This is a genomic window from Duganella phyllosphaerae, from assembly GCF_001758785.1.
GTDB lineage: Bacteria > Pseudomonadota > Gammaproteobacteria > Burkholderiales > Burkholderiaceae_D > Rugamonas > Rugamonas phyllosphaerae.
Genome location: NZ_LROM01000065.1, coordinates 45,599 through 66,273 on the forward strand (window position 1 = coordinate 45,599; position 20,675 = coordinate 66,273).

General features: G+C 64.0%; 23 protein-coding genes. 20 read left to right on the forward strand and 3 right to left on the reverse strand.

Annotated features, from left to right (window positions below; genetic code table 11):
* Positions 1-2: 2 nt before the first annotated feature.
* The 14 genes from DUPY_RS07330 to DUPY_RS28610 all read left to right on the forward strand — a co-directional run bounded on the left by DUPY_RS07330 (position 3) and on the right by DUPY_RS28610 (position 12,500).
* On the forward strand, positions 3-647 hold the full coding sequence (locus tag DUPY_RS07330; protein WP_070247171.1) for an NF038129 family PEP-CTERM protein: 645 nt from the start codon (positions 3-5) through the stop codon (positions 645-647).
* A gap of 104 nt (positions 648-751) precedes the next feature.
* Positions 752-1,480 carry a response regulator transcription factor gene (locus DUPY_RS07335; RefSeq protein ID WP_070247172.1) on the forward strand — a complete coding sequence of 243 codons (729 nt, stop codon included), beginning with the start codon at positions 752-754 and terminating at the stop codon, positions 1,478-1,480.
* Entirely contained in the window at positions 1,477-2,355 is an 879-nt protein-coding gene (locus tag DUPY_RS07340) for a LuxR C-terminal-related transcriptional regulator (protein ID WP_229255270.1), read from the forward strand. Before DUPY_RS07335 ends, DUPY_RS07340 begins: the two co-directional genes overlap by 4 nt.
* Before the next feature lie 134 nt (positions 2,356-2,489).
* A complete protein-coding gene (gene gspG, locus DUPY_RS07345; RefSeq protein ID WP_070247174.1) occupies positions 2,490-2,936 on the forward strand; it encodes a type II secretion system major pseudopilin GspG in 447 nt (148 codons plus the stop codon).
* Positions 2,937-2,990: 54 nt separating this feature from the next.
* Positions 2,991-4,178, forward strand: a complete 1,188-nt coding sequence (locus DUPY_RS07350) for a type II secretion system F family protein (RefSeq protein ID WP_070247175.1) — start codon at positions 2,991-2,993, stop codon at positions 4,176-4,178.
* Entirely contained in the window at positions 4,175-5,902 is a 1,728-nt protein-coding gene (locus DUPY_RS07355; RefSeq protein WP_070247176.1) for a GspE/PulE family protein, read from the forward strand. The genes DUPY_RS07350 and DUPY_RS07355 overlap by 4 nt, the downstream gene beginning before the upstream one ends.
* Positions 5,895-6,770 carry a hypothetical protein gene (locus DUPY_RS07360; protein ID WP_070247177.1) on the forward strand — a complete coding sequence of 292 codons (876 nt, stop codon included), beginning with the start codon at positions 5,895-5,897 and terminating at the stop codon, positions 6,768-6,770. Before DUPY_RS07355 ends, DUPY_RS07360 begins: the two co-directional genes overlap by 8 nt.
* On the forward strand, positions 6,767-7,333 hold the full coding sequence (locus tag DUPY_RS07365; protein WP_229255271.1) for a PilN domain-containing protein: 567 nt from the start codon (positions 6,767-6,769) through the stop codon (positions 7,331-7,333). Before DUPY_RS07360 ends, DUPY_RS07365 begins: the two co-directional genes overlap by 4 nt.
* A 26-nt stretch (positions 7,334-7,359) precedes the next feature.
* Entirely contained in the window at positions 7,360-7,902 is a 543-nt protein-coding gene (locus DUPY_RS07370) for a hypothetical protein (protein WP_070247179.1), read from the forward strand.
* Positions 7,899-8,456: a hypothetical protein gene (locus DUPY_RS07375; RefSeq protein WP_070247180.1), complete on the forward strand. Its 558-nt coding sequence runs from the start codon at positions 7,899-7,901 to the stop codon at positions 8,454-8,456. Before DUPY_RS07370 ends, DUPY_RS07375 begins: the two co-directional genes overlap by 4 nt.
* 130 nt (positions 8,457-8,586) lie before the next feature.
* Entirely contained in the window at positions 8,587-10,821 is a 2,235-nt protein-coding gene (locus tag DUPY_RS07380; protein ID WP_070247181.1) for a secretin GspD/PilQ domain-containing protein, read from the forward strand.
* Positions 10,822-10,837: 16 nt separating this feature from the next.
* Positions 10,838-11,308 carry a type II secretion system protein gene (locus DUPY_RS07385; RefSeq protein ID WP_070247182.1) on the forward strand — a complete coding sequence of 157 codons (471 nt, stop codon included), beginning with the start codon at positions 10,838-10,840 and terminating at the stop codon, positions 11,306-11,308.
* Between the two features lie 2 nt (positions 11,309-11,310).
* Positions 11,311-11,688: a type II secretion system protein gene (locus DUPY_RS07390; RefSeq protein WP_070247183.1), complete on the forward strand. Its 378-nt coding sequence runs from the start codon at positions 11,311-11,313 to the stop codon at positions 11,686-11,688.
* Positions 11,688-12,500: a type II secretion system protein gene (locus tag DUPY_RS28610; protein WP_070247184.1), complete on the forward strand. Its 813-nt coding sequence runs from the start codon at positions 11,688-11,690 to the stop codon at positions 12,498-12,500. The genes DUPY_RS07390 and DUPY_RS28610 overlap by 1 nt, the downstream gene beginning before the upstream one ends.
* 1 nt (position 12,501) lies before the next feature.
* Here DUPY_RS28610 and murJ read toward each other — a convergent pair whose 3' ends face one another.
* Positions 12,502-14,046 carry a murein biosynthesis integral membrane protein MurJ gene (murJ, locus tag DUPY_RS07400; protein ID WP_070247185.1) on the reverse strand — a complete coding sequence of 515 codons (1,545 nt, stop codon included), beginning with the start codon at positions 14,044-14,046 and terminating at the stop codon, positions 12,502-12,504.
* A 180-nt stretch (positions 14,047-14,226) separates the two neighbouring features.
* On the opposite strand from murJ, the gene rpsT reads away from it, so the two are divergent.
* Complete coding sequence (rpsT, locus tag DUPY_RS07405) at positions 14,227-14,499, forward strand: 30S ribosomal protein S20 (protein ID WP_019921878.1); 273 nt, start codon at positions 14,227-14,229, stop codon at positions 14,497-14,499.
* Positions 14,500-14,573: 74 nt separating this feature from the next.
* On the opposite strand, the gene DUPY_RS07410 is transcribed toward rpsT, so the two are convergent.
* Positions 14,574-15,134 (reverse strand): pseudouridine synthase, encoded by a 561-nt coding sequence (locus DUPY_RS07410; protein ID WP_070247186.1) that lies wholly within the window; start codon positions 15,132-15,134, stop codon positions 14,574-14,576.
* A gap of 163 nt (positions 15,135-15,297) precedes the next feature.
* Here DUPY_RS07410 and icd point away from each other — a divergent pair, with 163 nt between their 5' ends.
* The 3 genes from icd to DUPY_RS07425 all read left to right on the forward strand — a co-directional run bounded on the left by icd (position 15,298) and on the right by DUPY_RS07425 (position 17,357).
* Positions 15,298-16,554: an NADP-dependent isocitrate dehydrogenase gene (gene icd / locus DUPY_RS07415; RefSeq protein WP_070247187.1), complete on the forward strand. Its 1,257-nt coding sequence runs from the start codon at positions 15,298-15,300 to the stop codon at positions 16,552-16,554.
* An 82-nt stretch (positions 16,555-16,636) separates the two neighbouring features.
* Entirely contained in the window at positions 16,637-16,978 is a 342-nt protein-coding gene (locus DUPY_RS07420) for a hypothetical protein (protein ID WP_229255272.1), read from the forward strand.
* A gap of 64 nt (positions 16,979-17,042) precedes the next feature.
* A complete protein-coding gene (locus DUPY_RS07425; RefSeq protein WP_070247188.1) occupies positions 17,043-17,357 on the forward strand; it encodes a helix-turn-helix domain-containing protein in 315 nt (104 codons plus the stop codon).
* 124 nt (positions 17,358-17,481) lie between these two features.
* Here the strand turns inward: DUPY_RS07425 and cspE are convergent, their stop codons facing one another.
* A complete protein-coding gene (gene cspE, locus DUPY_RS07430) occupies positions 17,482-17,685 on the reverse strand; it encodes a transcription antiterminator/RNA stability regulator CspE (RefSeq protein ID WP_019921881.1) in 204 nt (67 codons plus the stop codon).
* A 323-nt stretch (positions 17,686-18,008) separates the two neighbouring features.
* Between cspE and clpS the strand changes: the two genes are divergently transcribed.
* Together clpS and clpA are read left to right on the forward strand one after the other, a co-directional pair.
* Entirely contained in the window at positions 18,009-18,311 is a 303-nt protein-coding gene (gene clpS, locus DUPY_RS07435) for an ATP-dependent Clp protease adapter ClpS (protein ID WP_070247189.1), read from the forward strand.
* Positions 18,308-20,614, forward strand: coding sequence for an ATP-dependent Clp protease ATP-binding subunit ClpA (gene clpA / locus DUPY_RS07440; RefSeq protein ID WP_070247190.1), 2,307 nt, complete (start codon positions 18,308-18,310; stop codon positions 20,612-20,614). Before clpS ends, clpA begins: the two co-directional genes overlap by 4 nt.
* Positions 20,615-20,675: the final 61 nt, after the last annotated feature.

Here is a 20,675-nt window from a genome sequence, read left to right on the forward strand (position 1 = left end):
CCATGTTTACACCTACCTTCACTTCCCTGCGTCGCGCGGCCCTGGTGCTGGCGCTGAGCGCCTGCACCAGCCTGGCGTCCGCCGCCTCGGTGTTCCAGATCGAACTCGACACCAGCTCGCTGGTGGCTGCCAATGGCCCCAGCGGCTGGATCGACCTGCAATTTAATCCTGGCAACAGCGGCACGCCGTATGCCCAGGCGCTGCTGACCAATTTCTTCGGCTTCGGCGATGCCGCCAACGCTGTCACGGCAGGCAATGTCAGCGGCTCGCTGGCGTCTGGCTACGTGATCGGCAACAATGATGCCAGCGGTTACAACGACCTGTTCCATGGCGTCAATTTCGGCGGCAAGGTGGGCTTCACGGTGACCTTCAGCGGCGACCTCGATCCGTCGCTGTCGGGGCTCGGTTCGGCGTTCGGGGTGTCGCTGTTCGACAACAGCGGCACCGTGGCGCTGGGCACCGCCGCCGCCAACGGTGCGCTGGTGGTGCTGAACTGGACGTCGCTGGGCAGTGCGGTCGCCACGCCGCTGGTCAACCAGATCGGCACCTCGGTCAGTGCCGTACCGGAGCCGCATACCTGGCTGATGCTGGGCGCCGGCCTGGCACTGCTCGGTGGCGTGGCGCGGCGTCGGCGCCAGCACGGTTGATATTGAGCGGTATTTATTTGATCAGGATATAAATATCACAAGGAAAACATATTAGTCAGGGGCTGGCTGCATATTGCATAGTGTTATTTTTACACGGATATGCCATGCCAGCCGCCCACATCCTTGTCATCGAAAACGACCGCGCGGTCCAGCAGCTGATCGCGCTCAACCTCGGCATGGCCGGTCACGTCGTCCGCTGCACGCCCGACGCGGAAAGCGCGCTGATGCTGCTCGAGGACCACTGTCCCGACCTGGTTCTGCTCGACTGGACCCTGCCCGGGCAGTCGGGGCTGGCGCTGGTGCGGCGGCTGCGCGCGCAGCCGCGCACGCGGGCGCTGCCGGTGATGATGGTGACCGCGCGCGCCAGCGAGGCGGACAAGATCATGGCGCTAGAAGGCGGCGCCGACGACCATATGACCAAGCCCTTCAGTCCACGCGAAATGGTGGCGCGCGTGCATGCCTTGCTGCGCCGTGCGCCGGCGAGCGCGGGTTGGTCGGGCGGGCAGAGCGGTCAGGGCGGGGCGCACGACGCGATCGAGACCGCCGGGTTGCGGCTCGATCCGCACACGCTGCGGGTGATGGCCGGCGCGCGCGAACTGGCGCTGGGCCGGGTGGAATTCAAGCTGCTCGACGTGCTGATGCGCCATCCGGGCCGCATCCACAGCCGCGCCCAGTTGCTCGACCAGGTGTGGGGCAACGCCGTGGTACTGGAAGAACGCACGGTGGACACCCACGTGGGCCGCCTGCGCAGCGCGCTGCAACCGGCCGGCTACCAGCGCCGCATCGAGACCGTGCGTGGCAGCGGCTATCGCTTCGTGGGGGCTGCCGCGTGAGCACATTACCGGTAGCAACGGCAACGGCAACGGCGATGGTCATCCTCAGCCAGCGCGAGCAGGAATACTTGCTGCACGCAGTGGAGGCAGCGGTGCCGGTGGACAATGCGCGGCAGTTTTTCCTGTGGACCCAGGGGCCGTTGCAGGCGCTGTTGCCGCACCGGGTGCTGGTGGCGCTGCACTTCGATGGCCACGACCGGTTGCTGCACGTGGAATGCCAGCACAGCACAGTGCTCGATGCCGCCCTGCGCCAGCGCCTGGCCGGCGACGACGGCCTGGCGCTGCGCCTGGCGCGCCATTGCCGCCAGCACGACTGCCGTTCCTTGCTGCTCGACGCAGCCCATGGCGCCGATTGCGCCCATGTCGCTAATGTCGCTGATGCCGCTAATGCCGCTGACGATGGCGATGGCGCCGCTGCGCGATTCGCCGCGCCGTTCCGCACGCAGTTGCGCGCGCTCGGTTTCGATAACCTGGCGCTGCACGCTACCGGCCGCCTGGCGGGCGGGTCCAGTGTGTTCGTGCTGCTCGGTTTGCCGCAGCGGCCCCAGGCGCGCCACGCATATTTCCTGGCGCTGTTGCTGCCGCATTTGCACCTGATGCTGCAGCACCTGGCGCACTGCGGCGCGGCGTCGCGCGCTACCGCGGGGCTGACCGTTCTGTCACGCCCGGTCAGCGCGCGCGAGGCCGAGATTTTGCACTGGGTGCGCGAAGGCAAGAGCAACCACGAGATCGGCCAGATCCTCGGCATCAGCGGCCTGACCGTGAAGAACCACTTGCAGCGTCTGTACCGCCTGCTTGGTGTGTCGAACCGGACCCATGCCATAGCACGCAGCGCCGCATTGCGGCTGTTCCAACCGCTGGCGTATGCGGCGTGAGTGCCACACTATCTGCGGTCGTGCTCGTTGAAAAAGATTGTCCTCCAAGCAAACAGCATGGTAGCCTTGTCGAGTGGTAGCCACACGGCGCCGCAAGACTTTCAAGGCAGCAGGCAACACTAAGGAGTGGTTGGATGGATGTGGTAAAGATGCGCACGCAGGTAGTAACTGGCAGCAACAAGTCGAAGGGCTTTACCTTGCTGGAATTGCTGGTAGTGATCGTGATCATCGGTTTGCTGGCGGCCTATGTAGGACCCAAGTATTTCTCGCAATTGGGCAAGTCCGAAGTGACCATGGCCAAGGCGCAAATCAATTCATTCGAAAAAGCGCTCGACACTTACCGCCTCGATGTCGGCCGCTATCCGAACACGGAAGAGGGCATGAACGCGCTGCTGGTGGCGCCGCCCACGGCCGGCGCCCGCTGGAATGGCCCGTACCTGCCCAAGGTCCCGTCCGATCCGTGGGGCCGTCCTTACCAGTACAAGGCGCCCGGCGCCAAGGCCGAATTCGAGATCACCTCGCTGGGCCGCGACGGCCAGCCAGGCGGCAGCGGCGACGATGCCGACATCGTCTCGCAATAAACGTTCCAGTCAGCGTCTCGCACAGCACAGTCTTCACCGAAAGCCGACTTCATCATGCAGTTTGACGTACGCACCCTGTCGGCCGAGATGGTCATTTCCCAGCTCGTGATCGATGGCCGCGACGAGGCCGATGCGCGCCGCCAGGTGGAGGCGCGTGGCCTGTTCGTCAGCGCCATCGCGCCTGCCGGCAAGGGGCTGCGCGCCAGTGGCAAGCGCAGCGCACTCTCGCTGGTGCTGTTCAGCCAGGAGCTGCTGGCGCTGCTCACCGCCGGCCTTGGCATTGTCGAGGGCCTGGAGGCCCTGCTGGAAAAGGAAGCCAATCCCGCCACCCGCAGCGTGCTCGAGCGGCTGCTGGCCGGCCTGCGCGAAGGCCAGCGTTTCTCGGCCGTGCTGGCCGAGCAGCCCGACCTGTTTCCGCCGCTGTATATCGGCATCGTCAAGGCGGCCGAAGGCACGTCCGACCTGCCGCGTTCGCTCTCGCGCTTCATCGACTACCAGCAGCGCATCGACCTGGTGCGCGGCAAGCTGGTCTCGGCCGCGATCTACCCGTGCATCCTGCTGCTGGTCGGCGGCGGTGTCAGCCTGTTCCTGATCGGTTACGTGGTGCCGCGCTTTGCCGAGGTGTACCAGGGCGCCGGCCGCGACCTGCCGTGGCTGTCGCAGCAAATGCTCAACTGGGGCCAGTTTGCCAGCGGCCACACCAGCCTGTTACTGGGCATGATCGCCTTCGTACTTGCGGCGCTGGTGCTTGGCGTACGGCGCCTGCTGCGCAACGGCGGCGTGCTGCGCCTGCTGGGCCGGCTGCCGGCCATCGGCGAGCGCGTGCGCATCTACGAGCTCTCGCGCCTGTACCTGACGCTGGGCATGCTCAGCGAAGGCGGCATCACCATCATCCACGCCATTAACACCGTGCAGGGCATGGTGTCGGCCGGGCTGCGCCAGAACCTGCAGGCGGCGCGCGCCGACATCGAATCGGGCCAGCCGCTGTCCACCGCCTTCGAGGCGCACCAGCTGACCACCCCCATCTCCTTGCGCATGCTGCGCGTGGGCGAGCGCACCGGCGACATGGGGCCGATGCTGACCCAGTCGGCGGCATTCTATGACGGCGAAATCACACGCTGGATCGAACGCTTCACGCGCACCTTCGAACCGCTGCTAATGGCCGGCATCGGCCTGGTGGTGGGCGCCATCGTGGTGCTGCTGTATATGCCGATCTTCGATCTGGCCGGAGACATGTCATGAGCGCTGTCGTCAACGATCCTGTTGCGCCTGTCCTGGACGCTGCGCTGCTGGCGCGCGCGCGCCACCTGCGCGCGCAATCGAAGCGTACCCTGGTCGAGGAACTCGAAGGCCTCACCGGCGCCGAGCCGCGCGAGCTGGTGCGCGCGCTGGCGCAGCCGTTCGCCCTGCCGGTGCTGGAGACGGCCGACATGCTGGCCTGCGCGCCGGCCTTCGACCTGCTGCCGCTGTCGCAGGCCATGGCGCGCCACTGCGTGCTGCTGCGCACCCTGCCGGCGGCGCCAGGGGCCGATGCTGGCCAGCTGCTGGCGGTGATCGCCGACCCGTTCGATCTCGACCTGCAAACCTGGTTGTCCACGCAAGCGCGCGCCACGCCGCACGCGCCGCTGCCCGTGCGCCTGGCGCTGCAGGCCGACATCCAGGCCTATCTGTCCAAGCAGGAAGAATCCGCGCGCGCCACCGACAACCTGCTGCCCGGCGCCAGCGAAGGCCGGCGCGACGGCAAGACCGCCGCCGTGCTGTCGTTCGCCTCGGTGTCGGAGGCGGCCAGTCCTGCCGTGCGGCTGGTCAATTCCACGCTGTACGACGCGCTCAAGGCCGGCGCCTCGGACATCCACCTGGAAAGCACGGCCGGCGGGCTGGCCGTCAAATACCGCGTCGATGGCGTGCTCGATCACGCCACTGCCGTCAACGGCATCGAAGTGGCAGAACAAATCATCTCGCGCCTGAAGGTGCTGGCCGAACTCGATATCGCCGAGCGCCGCGTGCCGCAGGACGGCAGCTTCCGGGTGGAGGCGGGCGGGCGCGAGATCGACCTGCGCGTCTCGATCATGCCCAGCATCCATGGCGAAGACGCGGTGATCCGCATTCTGGACAAGCGCGCCATGATCGAGGCGTATGGTTCGCTCACGCTCGAAGCTCTGGGGTTCGATGCGCCGTCGCTGGCCACCTTGCGCGTGCTGGCGCAGGAGGCGTATGGCATGCTGCTGGTCACCGGCCCCACCGGCTCGGGCAAGACCACTACCCTGTACGCTGCGCTCACCGAGATCCATAACGGCCGCGAGAAAATCATCACCATCGAAGACCCGGTCGAGTACCAGCTGCCCGGCATCCTGCAAATCCCGGTCAACGAAAAAAAGGGCCTCACCTTTGCCAAGGGCCTGCGCTCGATCCTGCGCCATGACCCGGACAAGATCATGGTCGGCGAAATCCGCGACCGCGAGACGGCCGAAATCGCCGTGCAGTCGGCGCTGACCGGCCACCTGGTGCTCACCACCGTCCACGCCAACAACGTGTTCGACGTGTTCGGCCGCTTTACCCACATGGGCATCGACCCGTACGCGTTCGTCTCGGCCTTGAACGGCATCTGGGCCCAGCGCCTGGTGCGCATCAACTGCCCGCACTGCGCCGCCCAGTACACCCCGGACGACGCCGAACTGGCCAGCGTGGGCCTGGCGCGCGCCGAAGCGCAGGATTACCTGTTCATGCAGGGCAAAGGCTGCGGCGACTGCCGCGGCACCGGCTACAAGGGCCGCCGCTCGATCGCCGAGATCCTCACGCTCAACGACGAGATCCGCGAGCTGATCGTTGACAAGCGGCCGATCCGCCAGATCAAGCAGGCCGCCCATGCCAACGGCACCCGCAGCCTGCGCCTGGCCGCCCTGGAACTGGTCAGGCGCGGCGGCACCACGCTCACCGAAATCAAGCGGGTGACCCTGCATGCGTAGAGCCATCGGACAATCGTTGCGCATCGGTGTCGCCGCCCACGCCGTCAGCCTGCTGCGGGTAAGCCGCTGGCGCGCAACAGGCTCGCCGGTGACGGTGCTGGCCGAGCACACCATCGCGACGTCGTCGGCGCATCCGTTCGATGCGATTGCCAGCGCCTTGCGCGCACTCTTGCAGGAGCAGCAGCAGGTGCGAAGCCTGGCTGGCTGGCCGGCGGCCTTCGTACTGGCCGACGACCTGGCGCGCCTGTGGCGCGTGACGCCGCCGCCAGGCGCCACCCGGATCGACGACCTCGAAGCGGCCGCCGGCCTGCGTTTCCAGTCGCTGTACGGCGAGGCGCCATCGGCCTGGCAGATCGGCGCCGACTGGAACGCAGTGCAGCCGTTCTTTGCCGCCGCCGTGCCGCGCGCCTTGCTGGCGTCGCTGACCATGGTGGCCGAGGAATTCCGGCTGGCGGTGGTCGGCGTGGAACCGCATTTCGTCAGCACCTGGAACCGCTGGCACGGCGCCCTCAAACCTGGCGCCTGGTATGCGCTGGTGCACGATGGCCTGATGACGCTGGCGCCCGTGGCCGACGACGGCGTACGGGCGCTGCGGGTATTGCCTCTGCCCGCAGCGCCCGCCGCCGACCCGGCCTGGCTCACGCACACCTTGCAGCGCGAGGCCCTGCTGCTCGACCTGCCGGCGCCGGCGCTGTTGCAGGCATGCGGCGCGGTGCCGGCGAGCTGGTTGCGGGCGGCAAGTGCGGCAGCCGCTGCCCCTGCCGCAGCCGCAGCACCGATCGGCTGCGAAGCGCTCGACCACGCGCGGCAGTCGCTGGGCGCCGGCTTCTCGCCGGTCGCGCAACTGGCCTGGGGAGGCGCCCGATGATCAGGAAATCACGCGCCATGCGCATCGATTTTGCGCCGCGCAGCCTGCGCCGCACGCTGTTCCACACCCATCCGGCGCTGCTGGCGCTGGGCTTTCTTGGCGTGCTGCTGTGCGCGGGTGCAGTGACCACGGCCACCCGGCTGGCGGACGACCGCCGTGACCGCGCGCAGCAGATGCAACACGTGCAGGAGCGCGCGGCGGCGATGTCGGCGCGGCCGGCGCAGGTGGCCACCGTGGCCACCGTGGCCATCCCCGAGGCGCAGGCGGCGTTTGTCAACGGCGCCATCGGCCAGTTGAACCTGCCGTGGCGCGCGCTGCAGGATGCGGTGGCTTCGGCCACGCCGTCCAGCATTGCGCTGGTGGCGCTGGAGCCGGACGCGCGCAAGCAGGTGCTCAAGATTACCGCCGAGGCGAAATCGAGCGACGACATGGTCGATTATGTCGCCCAGCTCAAGCAGCAGGAAGCCTTCAGCGCGGTGGCGCTCACGCGGCACGACGTGCAGGAGGCCGATCCCAGCCGGCCATTGCGTTTTCAACTGGAGGCCACGTGGGTAACCCGCTGAGCACCATCAGGATCGATGCCGCCGGCATGCAGGCGCTGGTGCTGCGCGTGCGGCTGGCGCTGGCACGCGTTGGTGCGCCGGCCTGCGTGGCGGCGGCATTGTGCGTGGCGGGCGTGGCGGCATGGGCCTGGCTGCTGCCGCAGCGCGCGGCCCAGGCCCGGCTGATGGCGCAGCCGCTGCCCACGCCGGCCTCGCTGCTGGCGCAGCAGCCGGCAGTGGCGCCACCGTCGGCCAACCAGAACCTGGCCGACTTTTATGCCACGCTGGGCGAAAAGCGCCACGCCGAGCAGCAGGTGCGCATGTTGTTCGACCTGGCCGCCAAGTCGGGCCTGGCGCTGAACCAGGGTGAATATAAATCAAGCTACGACAAGGCCAGCCGGGTGAGCACGTACCAGGTCACGCTGCCGGTCAAGGGCGGCTACCAGCCGCTGTGGCAGTTCGCCATGCAGGGCCTGCGCGACATGCCGTTTGCCGCGCTCGACGAAGTGAGCTTCCGCCGCGAGACCATCGCCGAGCCGGTGGTGGAGGCGCGATTGCGCTTCACGTTCTACCTGAAGGACGCGCCATGAAACCGTACCAGGTTGCCATGGGACTGGCGCTGGCTGGCGCCGCTGCGCTGGTCCTGTTCGGCGACCGCACGCCGGGCGGCGAGATCGTCGAGCCGGTGGTGCGCCGTGGCGCGCCGTCGCCGTCGTCGGCGGCTGCACCATCGGCGCGGGCCCAGGCCGGCGCCAAGCCGGAAGTGGCGATCGCGCGCCTGGTGCCGCGTGCGCAGCTGGTGGGCGAGACCGGCGATGCCACCTTTGGCGCCGGCGAGGGCGTGTTCCTCGGCCAGAACTGGAATCCACCGGCGCCACTGCCCACGGCCGCCGAACGCGCGGCCGCCAACGCGCCGCCGCCACCGGCAGTGGCGCCGCCGGTGCCGTTCAACTATTTCGGCAAGGCCGTGCAGGACGGCGCCTGGGAGGTGTACCTGGCGCGCGGCGACAAGACTTACATAGCGCGCAACCAGAGCGTGATCGAAGGCGCCTGGCGCATCGACCGCATCGCGCCGCCGCTGCTCACCGTGACCTACCTGCCCCTGAACCAGGTGCAGCAAATAAATATTGGAGCAATCGATTAATGGAAGCCTCGAAAAACCTACTGCGCGGCTCGCTATCGCCGCTCCAATGCCCAGCGTCAGCGTACATCCGTACGCCTCCGCTACTCACGACGATAGCGAACCGCTCGCTACGGTTTTGCGAGGTTCACTGATGGAGGTTTTTCTGAAACAACACCGCCGGCGGCTGGCATTGCCGCCGCTGCTGGCCCTGGTGCTGGCGCTGGGGGGCTGCGCCGGCCAGATGGCCTACCGCGACGGCAACACGCTGATGGCGCAGGACCAGGTGGAGGCGGGCCTGCTCAAGTACCAGGAGGCGCTCAAGGCCGAACCGACCAACGCCGAATACCGCGCCGCCTACGTGCAGGCGCGCGACCGCGCCGTCCAGGGTTTTGTGCGTGAAGCCGAACGCCAGTCGGCCGACGGCCAGCCGGAACTGGCCGAGCAGGGCTGGCGCCGCGCGCTGGCGCTCGACCCGGCCAACGAGCGCGCCCGCGCCGGGTTGCGCACGCTCGAGCGTAACCAGCGCCACGCCAAGCTGCTGGCCATCGCCCGCGAACACGTGGCCAAGGGCGAGTACGACCTGGCCAAGCAGCGCCTCAATGCCTTGCTGACCGAGACACCGTCGAACGAGCCGGCGCGCCAGTTGCTGCGCGAAGTGACCGAAAAGACCGCGCCGTCCGCCGCCGAAACCGGCCTGGCAAAAGCGTACAAGCAGCCGATCACCATCGAGTTCCGCGACGCGCCCTTGAAGCAGGTCTTCGAGGTGATCTCGCGCCGGTCCAACCTGAACTTCGTGTTCGACAAGGACGTCAAGACCGACCAGCGCACCACGGTCCTGCTGCGCAACAGCACGGTGGAGGCGGCGATCTATTTCCTGCTGCTGACCAACCAGCTGGAACAGCAGGTGATGGACGCCAACACCGTGCTGATCTATCCGAACACGGCCGCCAAGCAGAAGGAATACCAGGAGATGACGGTCAAGACCTTCTACCTGGCCAATGCCGACGCCAAGATGGTGGCCAACACCCTCAAGACGATTCTTAAAACTCGCGACGTGGTGGTCGATGAAAAGCTCAACCTGCTGATCGTGCGCGACAACCCGGAAGCGATCCGCCTGGCCGAACGCGTGATCGCCACCCAGGACATGCCCGAGGCGGAAGTGATGCTGGAGGTGGAAATCCTCGAGGTCAAACGCAGCACGCTGATGAACCTGGGCGTGCAGTGGCCGGGCAGTATCGGCATCACGCCGTTGACCCAGTTTGCCGATGGTGCGACGGTCAATGAGCTGCGCAACCTGAACTCGGACCGCATCCTGCTGTCCGGCATCACCGGCGCGATCAACATCAACAAGACCGATACCGACTCGAACCTGCTGGCCAATCCGCGCATCCGCGTGCGCAACAAGCAAAAGGCCAATATCGTCATCGGCGACAAGCTGCCGGTGGTCACGCCTACCGTGTCGGGCGGCGTGGGCGGCTTTGCCAGCGAGAGCGTGACCTACGTGGACGTGGGCCTGAAGCTGGCGGTGGAGCCGACCATTTACCTCAACGACGAAATCGCCATCAAGGTCGAGCTCGAGGTGAGCAACCTGGTCAGCACACTCACTACCAGGAACGGCAGCACCGCGTACCAGCTCGGTACGCGCCAGGCCAGCACCACCTTGCAACTGAAGGATGGCGAGAACCAGGTGCTGGCGGGCCTGATCAACAACGAGCAGCGCGGCACCGGCAACAAGATCCCCGGCGCCGGCGACCTGCCGATCCTGGGCCGCCTGTTCGGCACCCAGCGCGACGACAACCAGAAAACCGAGATCGTGCTGTCGATCACGCCGCGCCTGATCCGCAACGTGCAGCGGCCCGAAGCCTCGGCCTCGGAATTCTCGGCCGGGACCGACGCCAGCTTCCGCCGCCGTCCGGACATGAGCCCGCGTCCCGCCGTGCAAATGCCGGCGCTGCCGGGCGCCCAGCCACGGCCGGGCGTGGGTGCGGTGATCGAGCTGGCGCCGGCCGCGCAGACGGCGCCGGTGATGCTGTCGCCGTCGCAACCTTCGCAACCTTCGCTGCCATCGCAGCCTTCGGGACCATCGCCGCAGCAGCTGCAACAGCAGCAGTTACAGCAAATGCAGCAGATCCAGCAACAACAGCGGCAACAGCAACAGCAACAGCAACAGCAGCGGCAAGAGCAACCGCAGCCGCAGGCGGCGCAACCGGCAGAGCAAAATGCGGAACCTGCTTTGCCTGCACCGGAATCCGCACCCGCACCCGCAGCACCAGCGGAAGAGTCGCCGATCCCGTCGGTGCCGCCGCCGGTGCAGGACGTGCCGCTGTCGCGCGATCAGCCAGCGCCGCTGCCGCCTGCCAGGGGCCAGCCGCGCCCGTTACAATAAGCGGAGACAGGCAACCATGCGCGCGCGCGGCTTTACCCTGATAGAACTGCTGGTGACGCTGGCCATCGTCGGCCTGCTTGGCGCGCTGGTGATTCCGACCGCCCAGGTGGTGGTGCAGCGGCGCCAGGAGCAGGACCTGCGCGAGGCGCTGTACCAGATTCGCAGCGCCATCGACGCCTACAAGCTGGCCTACGACCAGGGACGCGTGACGCGCAGCGTGACGTCCACCGGTTATCCGCGCAACCTCGAGGTGCTGGTCGAAGGCGTGCCCGATATCCAGAATCCCAAGCAGGCCAGGATCTACTTCCTGCGCCGGGTGCCGCGCGATCCGTTCAACACCGACGCGGCGCTGGCGGGGGCGCAAACCTGGGGCAAGCGCAGCTACGCCAGCGAAGCTGACGATCCGAAAGAGGGCGACGATGTCTACGATGTCTATAGCCAGAGCGAGCAGGCGGGCCTGAACGGCGTGCCCTACAAGAAGTGGTAGCCATGAAAAAACGCACCAGGGGATTTACGCTGATCGAGTTGCTGGTGGTGCTGGGCATTGTCGCACTGATGCTCACGCTGGCCGTGCCGCGCTACTTCCCCAGCATCGACAAGTCGAAGGAGGTGGTGCTGGCCGATAACCTGCGCAACCTGCGCGGCCTGATCGACCAGTACTACGGCGACACCGGCCGCTATCCCGACTCGCTCGACCAGCTGGTGGAGAAAAAATACCTGCGCGCGTTGCCGCGCGACCCGGTCACCGACAGCGACACTACCTGGATCGTCGTGCCGCCCGAGGATGGCCTCAAGGGCAACGTGTACGACATCAAGAGCGGCGCCCCCGGCAATGATCGCAGCGGCAAGCCTTATGCCGACTGGTGATGCGCCATAGCCGTGCGCGCCGCGCGGGCGGCTTCACCTATGTGAGCCTGATCATCATGGTGGCGATCATCGGCCTGGTGGCTGCCGCCTCGCTCAAGCTGGGTGCCACGGTGCAGCGCAGCCGCGCCGAGCAGCAATTGCTGGTGATCGGCGCCGCCTTCAGCGATGCGCTGCAAAGCTATGCCGATGCCACGCCGGCCGGCCAGCCGCCGCAGCCGCCATCGCTCAAGGACTTGCTGCGCGATCCGCGCTTTCCCACGCCGCGCCGGCACCTGCGCAAGATCTTTGTCGATCCGATGACGGGCAAGGCGGAGTGGGGCATCGTGTATCTGGGCGGCACCACCGGCGTGATGGCGGTGTACAGCCTGTCGCAGGCGCGGCCGGTCAAGATCGGCAATTTCCCGGCGCGTTTCCAGAGCCTGGCGGGCAAGCAGAAGATATCGGAGTGGCGTTTCGTGGCCAGCGGTCCTGGCACGCCGGGCACGCAAGGCGCCAATGCCGGCGCCGCGCCGCCCGATGGGACGTCGGCGCTGGCGCCGGGTGGTCAGTCGCAGCAGGGGTTGCCGATGCCGGGAGCGGAACCACGGCCGCAACCGGCGCCGGGGCCAAATCCGCAGCCGGAAGCGGGGCCGGGACCGGGACCGGGACCGGGACCGGAACCGGGACCGGAAACTCAACCCGTCCAGCCGCCGGCCGGAGCCGAACCGGAACCGGAACCGGAACCGGAACCGGAACCGGAACCCACGCCAGAGCCAGTGCCAGCGCCGTCAAGCGTGCCGGCACCGCGAAGAGCAGCGGCGCCGCAGACCTGAATCAGCGCGCCATGCGCTTGAAGTCGCGCGGCCGGAAGCCCATCGCCAGCAGCGCGCCGAAATACACCACGCAGCACACGCCGATCACCAGGAACAGCGCACCCACGCGCAGCAGTGGCTGGTGCTGCAAGGCCAGCCAGTCGACATGGGCGGCGCTGTACCAGGCCGTGGCGCCCATCAGCGCGCACGCGATCACCAGTTTGGCAAAGAACAGCGGCCAGCCCGGCTTGGGCCGGTAGAGGTCGCGCTTGCGCAAGCCGGCGTACAGGAAGCTGGCGTTCACGCACGCGCCCAGGCTGATCGACAGCGCCAGGCCAGCCACCGCCAGGTACGGCACGAAGATCGCGTTCATCAGCTGGGTGGCGATCAATACGCCGACGGCGATGCGCACCGGCGTGCGGATATCCTGCTGCGCGTAGAAGGCGGGTGCGAGGATCTTGATCAGGATGATGCCCAGCAGGCCCGCGCTGTAGGCGATCAGGGGCTCGGACGAGGCCTGGGTGGCGGCAGCGGTGAATTTACCGTTCTGGAACAGGGTGGCGATCAGCGGCTCGGCCAGCGTGGCCAGGCCCACGGCAGCCGGCATGGCCAGCAGGAAGGTCAGGCGCAGGCCCCAGTCGAGCAGCGACGAGTATTCTTCGCGGTCGCCGCTGGTATTGGCTTTCGACAGGCTCGGCAGCAGGATGGTGCCCAGCGCCACGCCCAAGAGGGCGGTGGGAAATTCCATCAGGCGGTCGGCGTAGGTCAGGAACGAGATGCTGCCTTCGGCCAGGTGCGAGGCGATGGTGGTGTTGATCAGCAGGCTGATCTGGGCCGCAGACACGGCAAACACGGCCGGTCCCATTTTTTTCAGCACGCGGCGCACGCCAGGGTCGCACAGGCCGATGGCCGGATTCCACGACAGCCGTGGCAGCATGCCGATCTTGATCAGCGCCGGGATCTGGATTGCCACTTGCAGCACGCCGCCCACGAACACGGCGATCGCCATGGCGTAGATCGGCTGCTCGAGATATTGCTGCAGGAACAGCGACGCCAGGATCGAACAGATATTGAGCAGCACCGGGGTGAACGCCGGAATCTTGAACTGGCTCCAGGTATTGAGGATGCCGCCGGCCAGCGCCACGAAGGCCATGAACGAAATGTAAGGGAACATCAGGCGCGTCATCCACACGCCGGCGTCGAACGACTCGGGGGCTAGGCCGCCGCCCACGGCCAGCAGCAGTGCCGGCGCAGCGATGATGCCGATCACGGTGACCACCAGCGTGGCCCACACCAGCGTGGTACCCACGTGGTCGGCCAAGGAGCGGGTTTCTTCGAGCGTCTTCTTGTTCTTGTACTCGGATAAAATCGGCACGAACGCCTGCGAGAAAGCGCCCTCGGCAAACAGCCGGCGCAGCAGGTTGGGCAAGCGGAACGCAATATTGTAGGCGTCTGTCATGCCGCTGGCGCCGAAGGCGCGGGCAATCAGGATTTCACGCAACAAACCGGTGACACGGGACAGCATGGTCATGCTGGAGATGGCGGCGAGGGTTCTGAGCAAGTTCATGGGGCATGATTATAGTTGCTCCGAGCGGAAAACATCGCTATAATCGCTGGCTGTACAGAATTCTGTTATGCAGACAATAATTGTTTGGCAGGCAGCAGTTTGACTCACTTGGTTCGGCACACGAACGACCTGTTTGGCAAACGATAATGTTTGCAAACTACCTTTATTTTAGGAAATTCCATGGCAAATACCGCACAAGCGCGCAAACGTGCTCGTCAAGCAGTTAAACAAAACGCGCACAACTCGTCGCAGCGTTCTACCCTGCGCACTGCAATCAAAGCAGTTCGTAAAGCAATCCAGGCTGGCGACAAAGCCGCTGCTGCTGAAATCTTCCAGAAGTCGGTGTCGACCATCGACAGCATCGCTGACAAGAAGATCATCCACAAAAACAAGGCCGCTCGCCACAAGAGCCGCCTGGCCGCTGCTGTCAAAGCACTGGCTACCGCCGCTTAATTCCCGCTTCGGGAATAGCTGCAAAAACCCGCCTGGCTTCGGCCAGCGCGGGTTTTTTCGCATGGGGCGCCGATTTACCGCTTGAGATCCTTGGCCGAGACTTCCATCCACTCGCCTGGCAGCAGTGGATGCGTGGCCAGCGAGATGCCGCCGACCGAGGTGCGCACCAGTCGCAAGGTCGGCAAGCCCACCGCCGCCGTCATGCGCCGCACCTGGCGATTCTTCCCTTCCTGTAAAGTAATCGCCAGCCAGCTGGTGGGCTGGTCGGCGCGCTGGCGGATCGGCGGATTGCGCGGCCACAGCCATTCAGGTTCTGCAATGCGCACGGCCTGGCACGGCAGGGTGGTGAAGTCGCCGAGGTCGAGCGGCGCCTGCAACCTGGACAGGCTGGCGGCATCGGGCACGCCGTCCACCTGCACCAGGTACACCTTGGCTTCCTTGTGGTCCGGATGGGCGATGGTGTGCTGGAGCTTGCCGTCGTCGGTCAGCAGCATCAGGCCTTCGCTGTCATAGTCGAGGCGGCCGGCGGGATAGATGTTGGGGATGTCCAGGTGGTCGGCCAGTGTGGCCTTGCCGTCCTGCGGCGAGAACTGGCACAGGACCTGGAACGGTTTGTTAAATAATATGAGCGCCATGCAGTAAAGGGTGGGATTGGTGTAGGCTAGCGCCTCGCATGATAGTCGTGCATAATGCGAAACAGTGTCTTATGTCTTATAGAAGAGTAGCTAAAATCTTCGTCCTGGAGCAGCATTGTAGCTGTTTGCCTGGTGTTCCCTGGTGCCCATTTAGGAGTACGCGATGTACCAACATATCAATGTCCCTGGCGATGGCCAGAAAATCACCGTCAACGCCGATTTTTCCCTGAATGTACCAGATAACCCGATCATTCCCTTCATCGAGGGCGACGGCACCGGCATCGACGTCACGCCGGTGATGATCAAGGTGGTCGATGCCGCTGTGGCCAAGGCGTACGGCGGCGCCCGCAAGATCCACTGGATGGAAATTTACTCGGGCGAAAAGTCGACCCGCGTGTATGGCCCCGATGTCTGGCTGCCGGAAGAAACCCTGGCTGTGCTCAAGGACTACGTGGTATCGATCAAGGGCCCGCTGACCACCCCGGTCGGTGGCGGCATCCGCTCGCTCAACGTGGCGCTGCGCCAGCAGCTTGACCTGTACGTGTGCCTGCGCCCGGTGCGCTACTTCCCGGGCGTGCCGTCGCCGGTCAAGGAGCCGGAAAAAACCCAGATGGTGATCTTCCGCGAAAACTCCGAAGACATCTACGCGGGCATCGAATACGAGCAAGGTTCGGAAGGCGCCAAAAAATTGATCGATTTCCTGGTCAAGGAAATGGGCGTGAAAAAGATCCGCTTCCCGGAGACGTCCGGCATCGGCGTCAAGCCGGTTTCGATCGAAGGCACGCAGCGCCTGGTACGCAAGGCCTTCCAGTACGCCATCGACAACGACAAGCCTTCGGTCACCATCGTTCACAAGGGCAACATCATGAAGTACACCGAAGGTGGCTTCCGTGACTGGGCCTACAAATTGGCAGTCGAAGAATTCGGTGCCGAGCTGATCGACGGCGGTCCATGGTGCAAATTCAAGAACCCGAAGACCGGCCGCGATATCGTGGTCAAGGATTCGATCGCTGATGCATTCCTGCAACAAATTCTGCTGCGTCCGGCCGAGTACAGCGTGATCGCCACGCTCAATCTGAACGGCGACTACATCTCCGACGCGCTGGCCGCACAAGTGGGCGGCATCGGTATCGCGCCGGGCGCCAATATGTCGGATTCGGTAGCGATGTTCGAAGCCACCCATGGCACCGCGCCCAAGTACGCCGGCAAGGACTACGTGAACCCCGGTTCGCTGATCCTGTCGGCCGAAATGATGCTCCGCCACATGGGCTGGACCGAAGCGGCCGACCTGATCATCAAGGCCATGGAACGCTCGATCATTTCCAAAAAAGTCACCTACGACTTCGCGCGCCTGATGGACGGCGCAACCCAGGTGTCTTGCTCGGGCTTTGGTGAGGTGATGGTAGAGAATATGGAATAAATTTCACGTCTTTCCATTGGCAGGCGCCATCCTCGCACGAGGTTGGCGCCTTTTCCTTTTGTGCGAACGCAATTCGATAAGCATGTCGTTGCTACAGGTTGAGCAGTTCTGGCTTATCAACTTGAACCCTACGCAAACAACGTATATTATGGATGCGACCTTTGTAGAACTGCCGCCCTTCGAACGTCACCGCGCACAATATTTTAATGACGAAGAATTTCGTGGGTTTCAACGCCTGCTGCTGAAACAGCCGGACGCCGGTGCCGTCATCCAGGGGACAGGAGGGCTGCGCAGGTACGCTTTGCCGATTCGCCACGGCAAAAAGGCAAGCGCGGCGGACTGCGTCTCATCTACCCCCACTGGGTTCAGGGTCGCCAGTTCTGGTCGTTCGCCGTGTATGGAAAAGATGTGCGGGACGATCTGAGTGCCGAGCAGAAGAAACTGCTCAGGAACATGTTAAATGCTGAACTTCGAGCGAGAACGACATCATGACCAGGGATATTTTTACTGAACTCACCGCAGGCTTCGACGCTTTGGCACAATCGCGTGAGGGTAAGCTGACCTTGCGCACCCACACGCCCAAGCTGCGGGCGCTGGAAGCCGTCGATGGTGCAGAGCTGATCGCCTTGCGCGAAGACTTGAAAATGTCGCGTCCGGTATTTGCGATGTACCTGCGTGTCAATGCGCGAACGCTGGAGAACTGGGAGCAGGGTCGCGCCAAGCCCAATGCGCAGGCCACCACGCTGATACGCTTGCTGCAAAAGTATCCGGATACGCTGGAACAGCTAGCCACCCTTGCATGACCCGTGACAAAGCGGGTCAGACTGCTGACGTCGGATTGCAGCAACACTTTGCGGTCATCAGGCTCAACCGTACAGGCGAAAAAAAACCCCGCAGACGGGGTTTTTCGTACACCAACGCCACAAATTACGTGGATTGGATGTTGGAAGCTTGCTTGCCTTTAGGGCCTTGCGTGACTTCGAATTGAACTTTTTGACCTTCTTTGAGGGTCTTAAAACCGTTCATGTTGATTGCGGAGAAGTGCGCGAACAAATCTTCGCCGCCGTCATCTGGAGTGATGAAGCCAAAACCTTTGGAATCATTGAACCACTTAACAGTACCTGTTGCCATAAAAAGAACTTTCAAAATTAAAACTGATCACACGAGCCATAAAAGCAAGATGCTTCTTGCCCCTCCTCACGCCTTACTTCTTATCAACATGTACATCTCTGCACGCAGCCGATAACGCATTGTTAGCGGACCAAATTTGAAAGTCAAGCAGATTTGTGGGCATTTTGCTACTTTTAATCGAATTGGTTCAGATGCAACTCTTGTATTTGACAATCCGGGGCCCATCTGCGGCAAGTCAGGAAAACGCGTAAGATGGAAAACAATTAGTTGTGCATGGTGAAATGCACATTGCATCAACCCCGAAAGCATTAGAATATAAGCGTATGGCAACCAAGCATGACACCGAAACCCTACTGGAGCGGCAAGCGCTGAAACCCCCACCGTTGTACCAGGTGGCGCTGCTCAATGACGACTACACGCCGATGGAGTTCGTCGTTGCCATCATCCAGGAGTATTTCAATAAAGACCGTGAAACAGCCACGCAAATAATGCTCAGTGTTCATCGCTACGGCAAAGGAGTGTGCGGCGTGTTCTCAAAAGATATAGCCAGTACCAAAGTGGAGTTCGTTTTAACGCACGCACGCAAGGCGGGGCATCCCCTGCAATGCGTGATGGAGGAAGTATGATTGCGCAGGAATTGGAAGTAAGTTTGCACATGGCGTTTGTCGAAGCACGACAAGCACGGCACGAATTCATCACGGTGGAGCACTTGTTGCTGGCTCTGCTGGACAACCCCTCGGCTGCCGAAGTGTTGCGCGCATGTGCCGTCAACATCGAGGATCTGCGCAAGACATTGACCAACTTCATCGGCGATAACACGCCGACGGTGCCCGGCACCGGCGAAGTCGATACCCAGCCTACGCTCGGTTTCCAGCGCGTCATTCAGCGCGCGATCATGCACGTGCAGTCTGCATCGAACGGCAAGAAGGAAGTGACCGGCGCCAACGTGCTGGTCGCCATCTTCGGCGAGAAGGACTCGCACGCGGTCTACTACCTGCACCAGCAAGGCGTGACCCGCCTCGACGTGGTCAATTTCATCTCGCACGGTGTGCGCAAGGACCAGCAATCGGACGCCGCCAAGGCTTCCGAAGGCGTGGAAGAGGGCGCCCCGGGCGCCGAGGGCCAACCGAAGGAAAGCCCGCTCGACCAGTTCACGCAAAACCTCAACAAGTACGCTGCCGAAGGCAAGATCGATCCGCTGATCGGTCGCGACGAGGAAGTCGACCGCGTGATCCAGATCCTGTGCCGCCGCCGCAAGAATAATCCCTTGCTGGTCGGCGAAGCCGGCGTAGGCAAGACCGCGATTGCCGAAGGCCTGGCCTACCGCATCACCCAGGGCGACGTGCCTGAAATCCTGCAAAACGCCGTGGTCTATTCGTTGGACATGGGCGCGCTGCTGGCCGGCACCAAGTATCGCGGCGACTTCGAACAGCGCCTCAAGGCTGTCCTCAAGCAATTGAAGGACAACCCGGCCGGCATCCTGTTCATCGACGAGATCCATACCATCATCGGCGCCGGTTCGGCTTCGGGCGGTACGCTCGACGCCTCGAACCTGCTCAAGCCGGCGCTGGCCAACGGCCAGCTCAAGTGCATCGGCGCGACCACGTACACGGAATTCCGTGGCGTGTTCGAAAAAGATCACGCGCTGTCGCGCCGCTTCCAGAAAGTGGATGTCAACGAGCCGACGGTCGAGCAGACCGTGCAGATCTTGCGTGGTCTGAAATCGCGCTTCGAAGAGCACCATGGCGTGAAATACACGTCGTCGGCCCTTTCGACTGCGGCCGAACTGGCAGCGCGCTTCATCAACGACCGTCACTTGCCCGACAAGGCCATCGACGTGATCGACGAAGCCGGTGCGGCGCAACGCATCCTGCCGAAATCGAAGCAGAAAAAAACCATCGGTAAAACCGAGATCGAGGACATCATCGCCAAGATCGCGCGCATCCCGCCGCAAACGGTCAACCAGGACGATCGCAGCAAGCTGCAAACCATCGACCGCGACCTGCGCAACGTGGTGTTCGGCCAGGATCCTGCCATCGAAGCGCTGGCGTCGGCCATCAAGATGGCGCGCGCCGGCCTCGGCAAGTCCGACAAGCCGATCGGTTCGTTCCTGTTCTCCGGTCCGACCGGCGTGGGCAAGACCGAGGTGGCCAAGCAGCTGGCGTTCATCCTCGGTATCGACCTGATCCGCTTCGACATGTCCGAGTACATGGAGCGTCACGCGGTGTCGCGCATGATCGGCGCGCCGCCGGGCTATGTCGGTTTCGACCAGGGCGGTTTGCTGACCGAAGCCATCACCAAGAAGCCGCACGCGGTGCTGCTGCTCGATGAAATTGAAAAAGCCCACCCGGACATTTTCAACATCCTGCTGCAGGTGATGGACCACGGCACGCTGACCGACAACAACGGCCGCAAGGCGGACTTCCGCAACGTGATCATCATCATGACCACCAACGCGGGCGCCGAGAGTTTGCAGAAGACGTCGATCGGCTTCACCAACTCGAAGCAGGCCGGCGACGAGATGGGCGACATCAAGCGCATGTTCACGCCGGAGTTCCGCAACCGCATCGACGCGATCATCAGCTTCCGTGCGCTGGACGAGGAAATCATCCTGCGCGTGGTCGATAAATTCCTGATGCAGCTGGAAGAGCAGCTGCACGAGAAAAAGGTCGAGGCCATCTTTACCGAGAACTTGCGCAAGTTCCTGGGCAAGAAGGGTTTCGATCCGCTGATGGGCGCGCGCCCGATGGCGCGCCTGATCCAGGACATGATTCGCAAGGCGCTGGCCGACGAACTGTTGTTTGGCCGCCTGGTCTCCGGTGGCAAGGTCACCGTGGACCTGGACGAGAAGGACGTGGTCAAGCTGGAGTTCCCGGAACCGCCAGATGCCGCGCCAACCCTGCCGCCAGAAACGGTAGAAGTGGAATAAGTTGTTGCCCGAACGCCCCGCAAATGCGGGGCGTTTTTTTTACCGCTGAGCTCCCCGGTTA

What these genes read in the sequence shown, in the direction of transcription:
- DUPY_RS07330 (WP_070247171.1), top strand. Translation starts at nt 3, where the DNA reads ATGTTTACACCTACCTTCACTTCCCTGCGTCGCGCGGCCCTGGTGCTG.
- DUPY_RS07335 (WP_070247172.1), top strand. Translation starts at nt 752, where the DNA reads ATGCCAGCCGCCCACATCCTTGTCATCGAAAACGACCGCGCGGTCCAG.
- gspG (WP_070247174.1), top strand. Translation starts at nt 2,490, where the DNA reads ATGGATGTGGTAAAGATGCGCACGCAGGTAGTAACTGGCAGCAACAAG.
- DUPY_RS07350 (WP_070247175.1), top strand. Translation starts at nt 2,991, where the DNA reads ATGCAGTTTGACGTACGCACCCTGTCGGCCGAGATGGTCATTTCCCAG.
- DUPY_RS07355 (WP_070247176.1), top strand. Translation starts at nt 4,175, where the DNA reads ATGAGCGCTGTCGTCAACGATCCTGTTGCGCCTGTCCTGGACGCTGCG.
- DUPY_RS07360 (WP_070247177.1), top strand. Translation starts at nt 5,895, where the DNA reads ATGCGTAGAGCCATCGGACAATCGTTGCGCATCGGTGTCGCCGCCCAC.
- DUPY_RS07365 (WP_229255271.1), top strand. Translation starts at nt 6,767, where the DNA reads ATGATCAGGAAATCACGCGCCATGCGCATCGATTTTGCGCCGCGCAGC.
- DUPY_RS07370 (WP_070247179.1), top strand. Translation starts at nt 7,360, where the DNA reads ATGCAGGCGCTGGTGCTGCGCGTGCGGCTGGCGCTGGCACGCGTTGGT.
- DUPY_RS07375 (WP_070247180.1), top strand. Translation starts at nt 7,899, where the DNA reads ATGAAACCGTACCAGGTTGCCATGGGACTGGCGCTGGCTGGCGCCGCT.
- DUPY_RS07380 (WP_070247181.1), top strand. Translation starts at nt 8,587, where the DNA reads ATGGAGGTTTTTCTGAAACAACACCGCCGGCGGCTGGCATTGCCGCCG.
- DUPY_RS07385 (WP_070247182.1), top strand. Translation starts at nt 10,838, where the DNA reads ATGCGCGCGCGCGGCTTTACCCTGATAGAACTGCTGGTGACGCTGGCC.
- DUPY_RS07390 (WP_070247183.1), top strand. Translation starts at nt 11,311, where the DNA reads ATGAAAAAACGCACCAGGGGATTTACGCTGATCGAGTTGCTGGTGGTG.
- DUPY_RS28610 (WP_070247184.1), top strand. Translation starts at nt 11,688, where the DNA reads ATGCGCCATAGCCGTGCGCGCCGCGCGGGCGGCTTCACCTATGTGAGC.
- murJ (WP_070247185.1), bottom strand. Translation starts at nt 14,046, where the DNA reads ATGAACTTGCTCAGAACCCTCGCCGCCATCTCCAGCATGACCATGCTG.
- rpsT (WP_019921878.1), top strand. Translation starts at nt 14,227, where the DNA reads ATGGCAAATACCGCACAAGCGCGCAAACGTGCTCGTCAAGCAGTTAAA.
- DUPY_RS07410 (WP_070247186.1), bottom strand. Translation starts at nt 15,134, where the DNA reads ATGGCGCTCATATTATTTAACAAACCGTTCCAGGTCCTGTGCCAGTTC.
- icd (WP_070247187.1), top strand. Translation starts at nt 15,298, where the DNA reads ATGTACCAACATATCAATGTCCCTGGCGATGGCCAGAAAATCACCGTC.
- DUPY_RS07420 (WP_229255272.1), top strand. Translation starts at nt 16,637, where the DNA reads ATGTCGTTGCTACAGGTTGAGCAGTTCTGGCTTATCAACTTGAACCCT.
- DUPY_RS07425 (WP_070247188.1), top strand. Translation starts at nt 17,043, where the DNA reads ATGACCAGGGATATTTTTACTGAACTCACCGCAGGCTTCGACGCTTTG.
- cspE (WP_019921881.1), bottom strand. Translation starts at nt 17,685, where the DNA reads ATGGCAACAGGTACTGTTAAGTGGTTCAATGATTCCAAAGGTTTTGGC.
- clpS (WP_070247189.1), top strand. Translation starts at nt 18,009, where the DNA reads ATGGCAACCAAGCATGACACCGAAACCCTACTGGAGCGGCAAGCGCTG.
- clpA (WP_070247190.1), top strand. Translation starts at nt 18,308, where the DNA reads ATGATTGCGCAGGAATTGGAAGTAAGTTTGCACATGGCGTTTGTCGAA.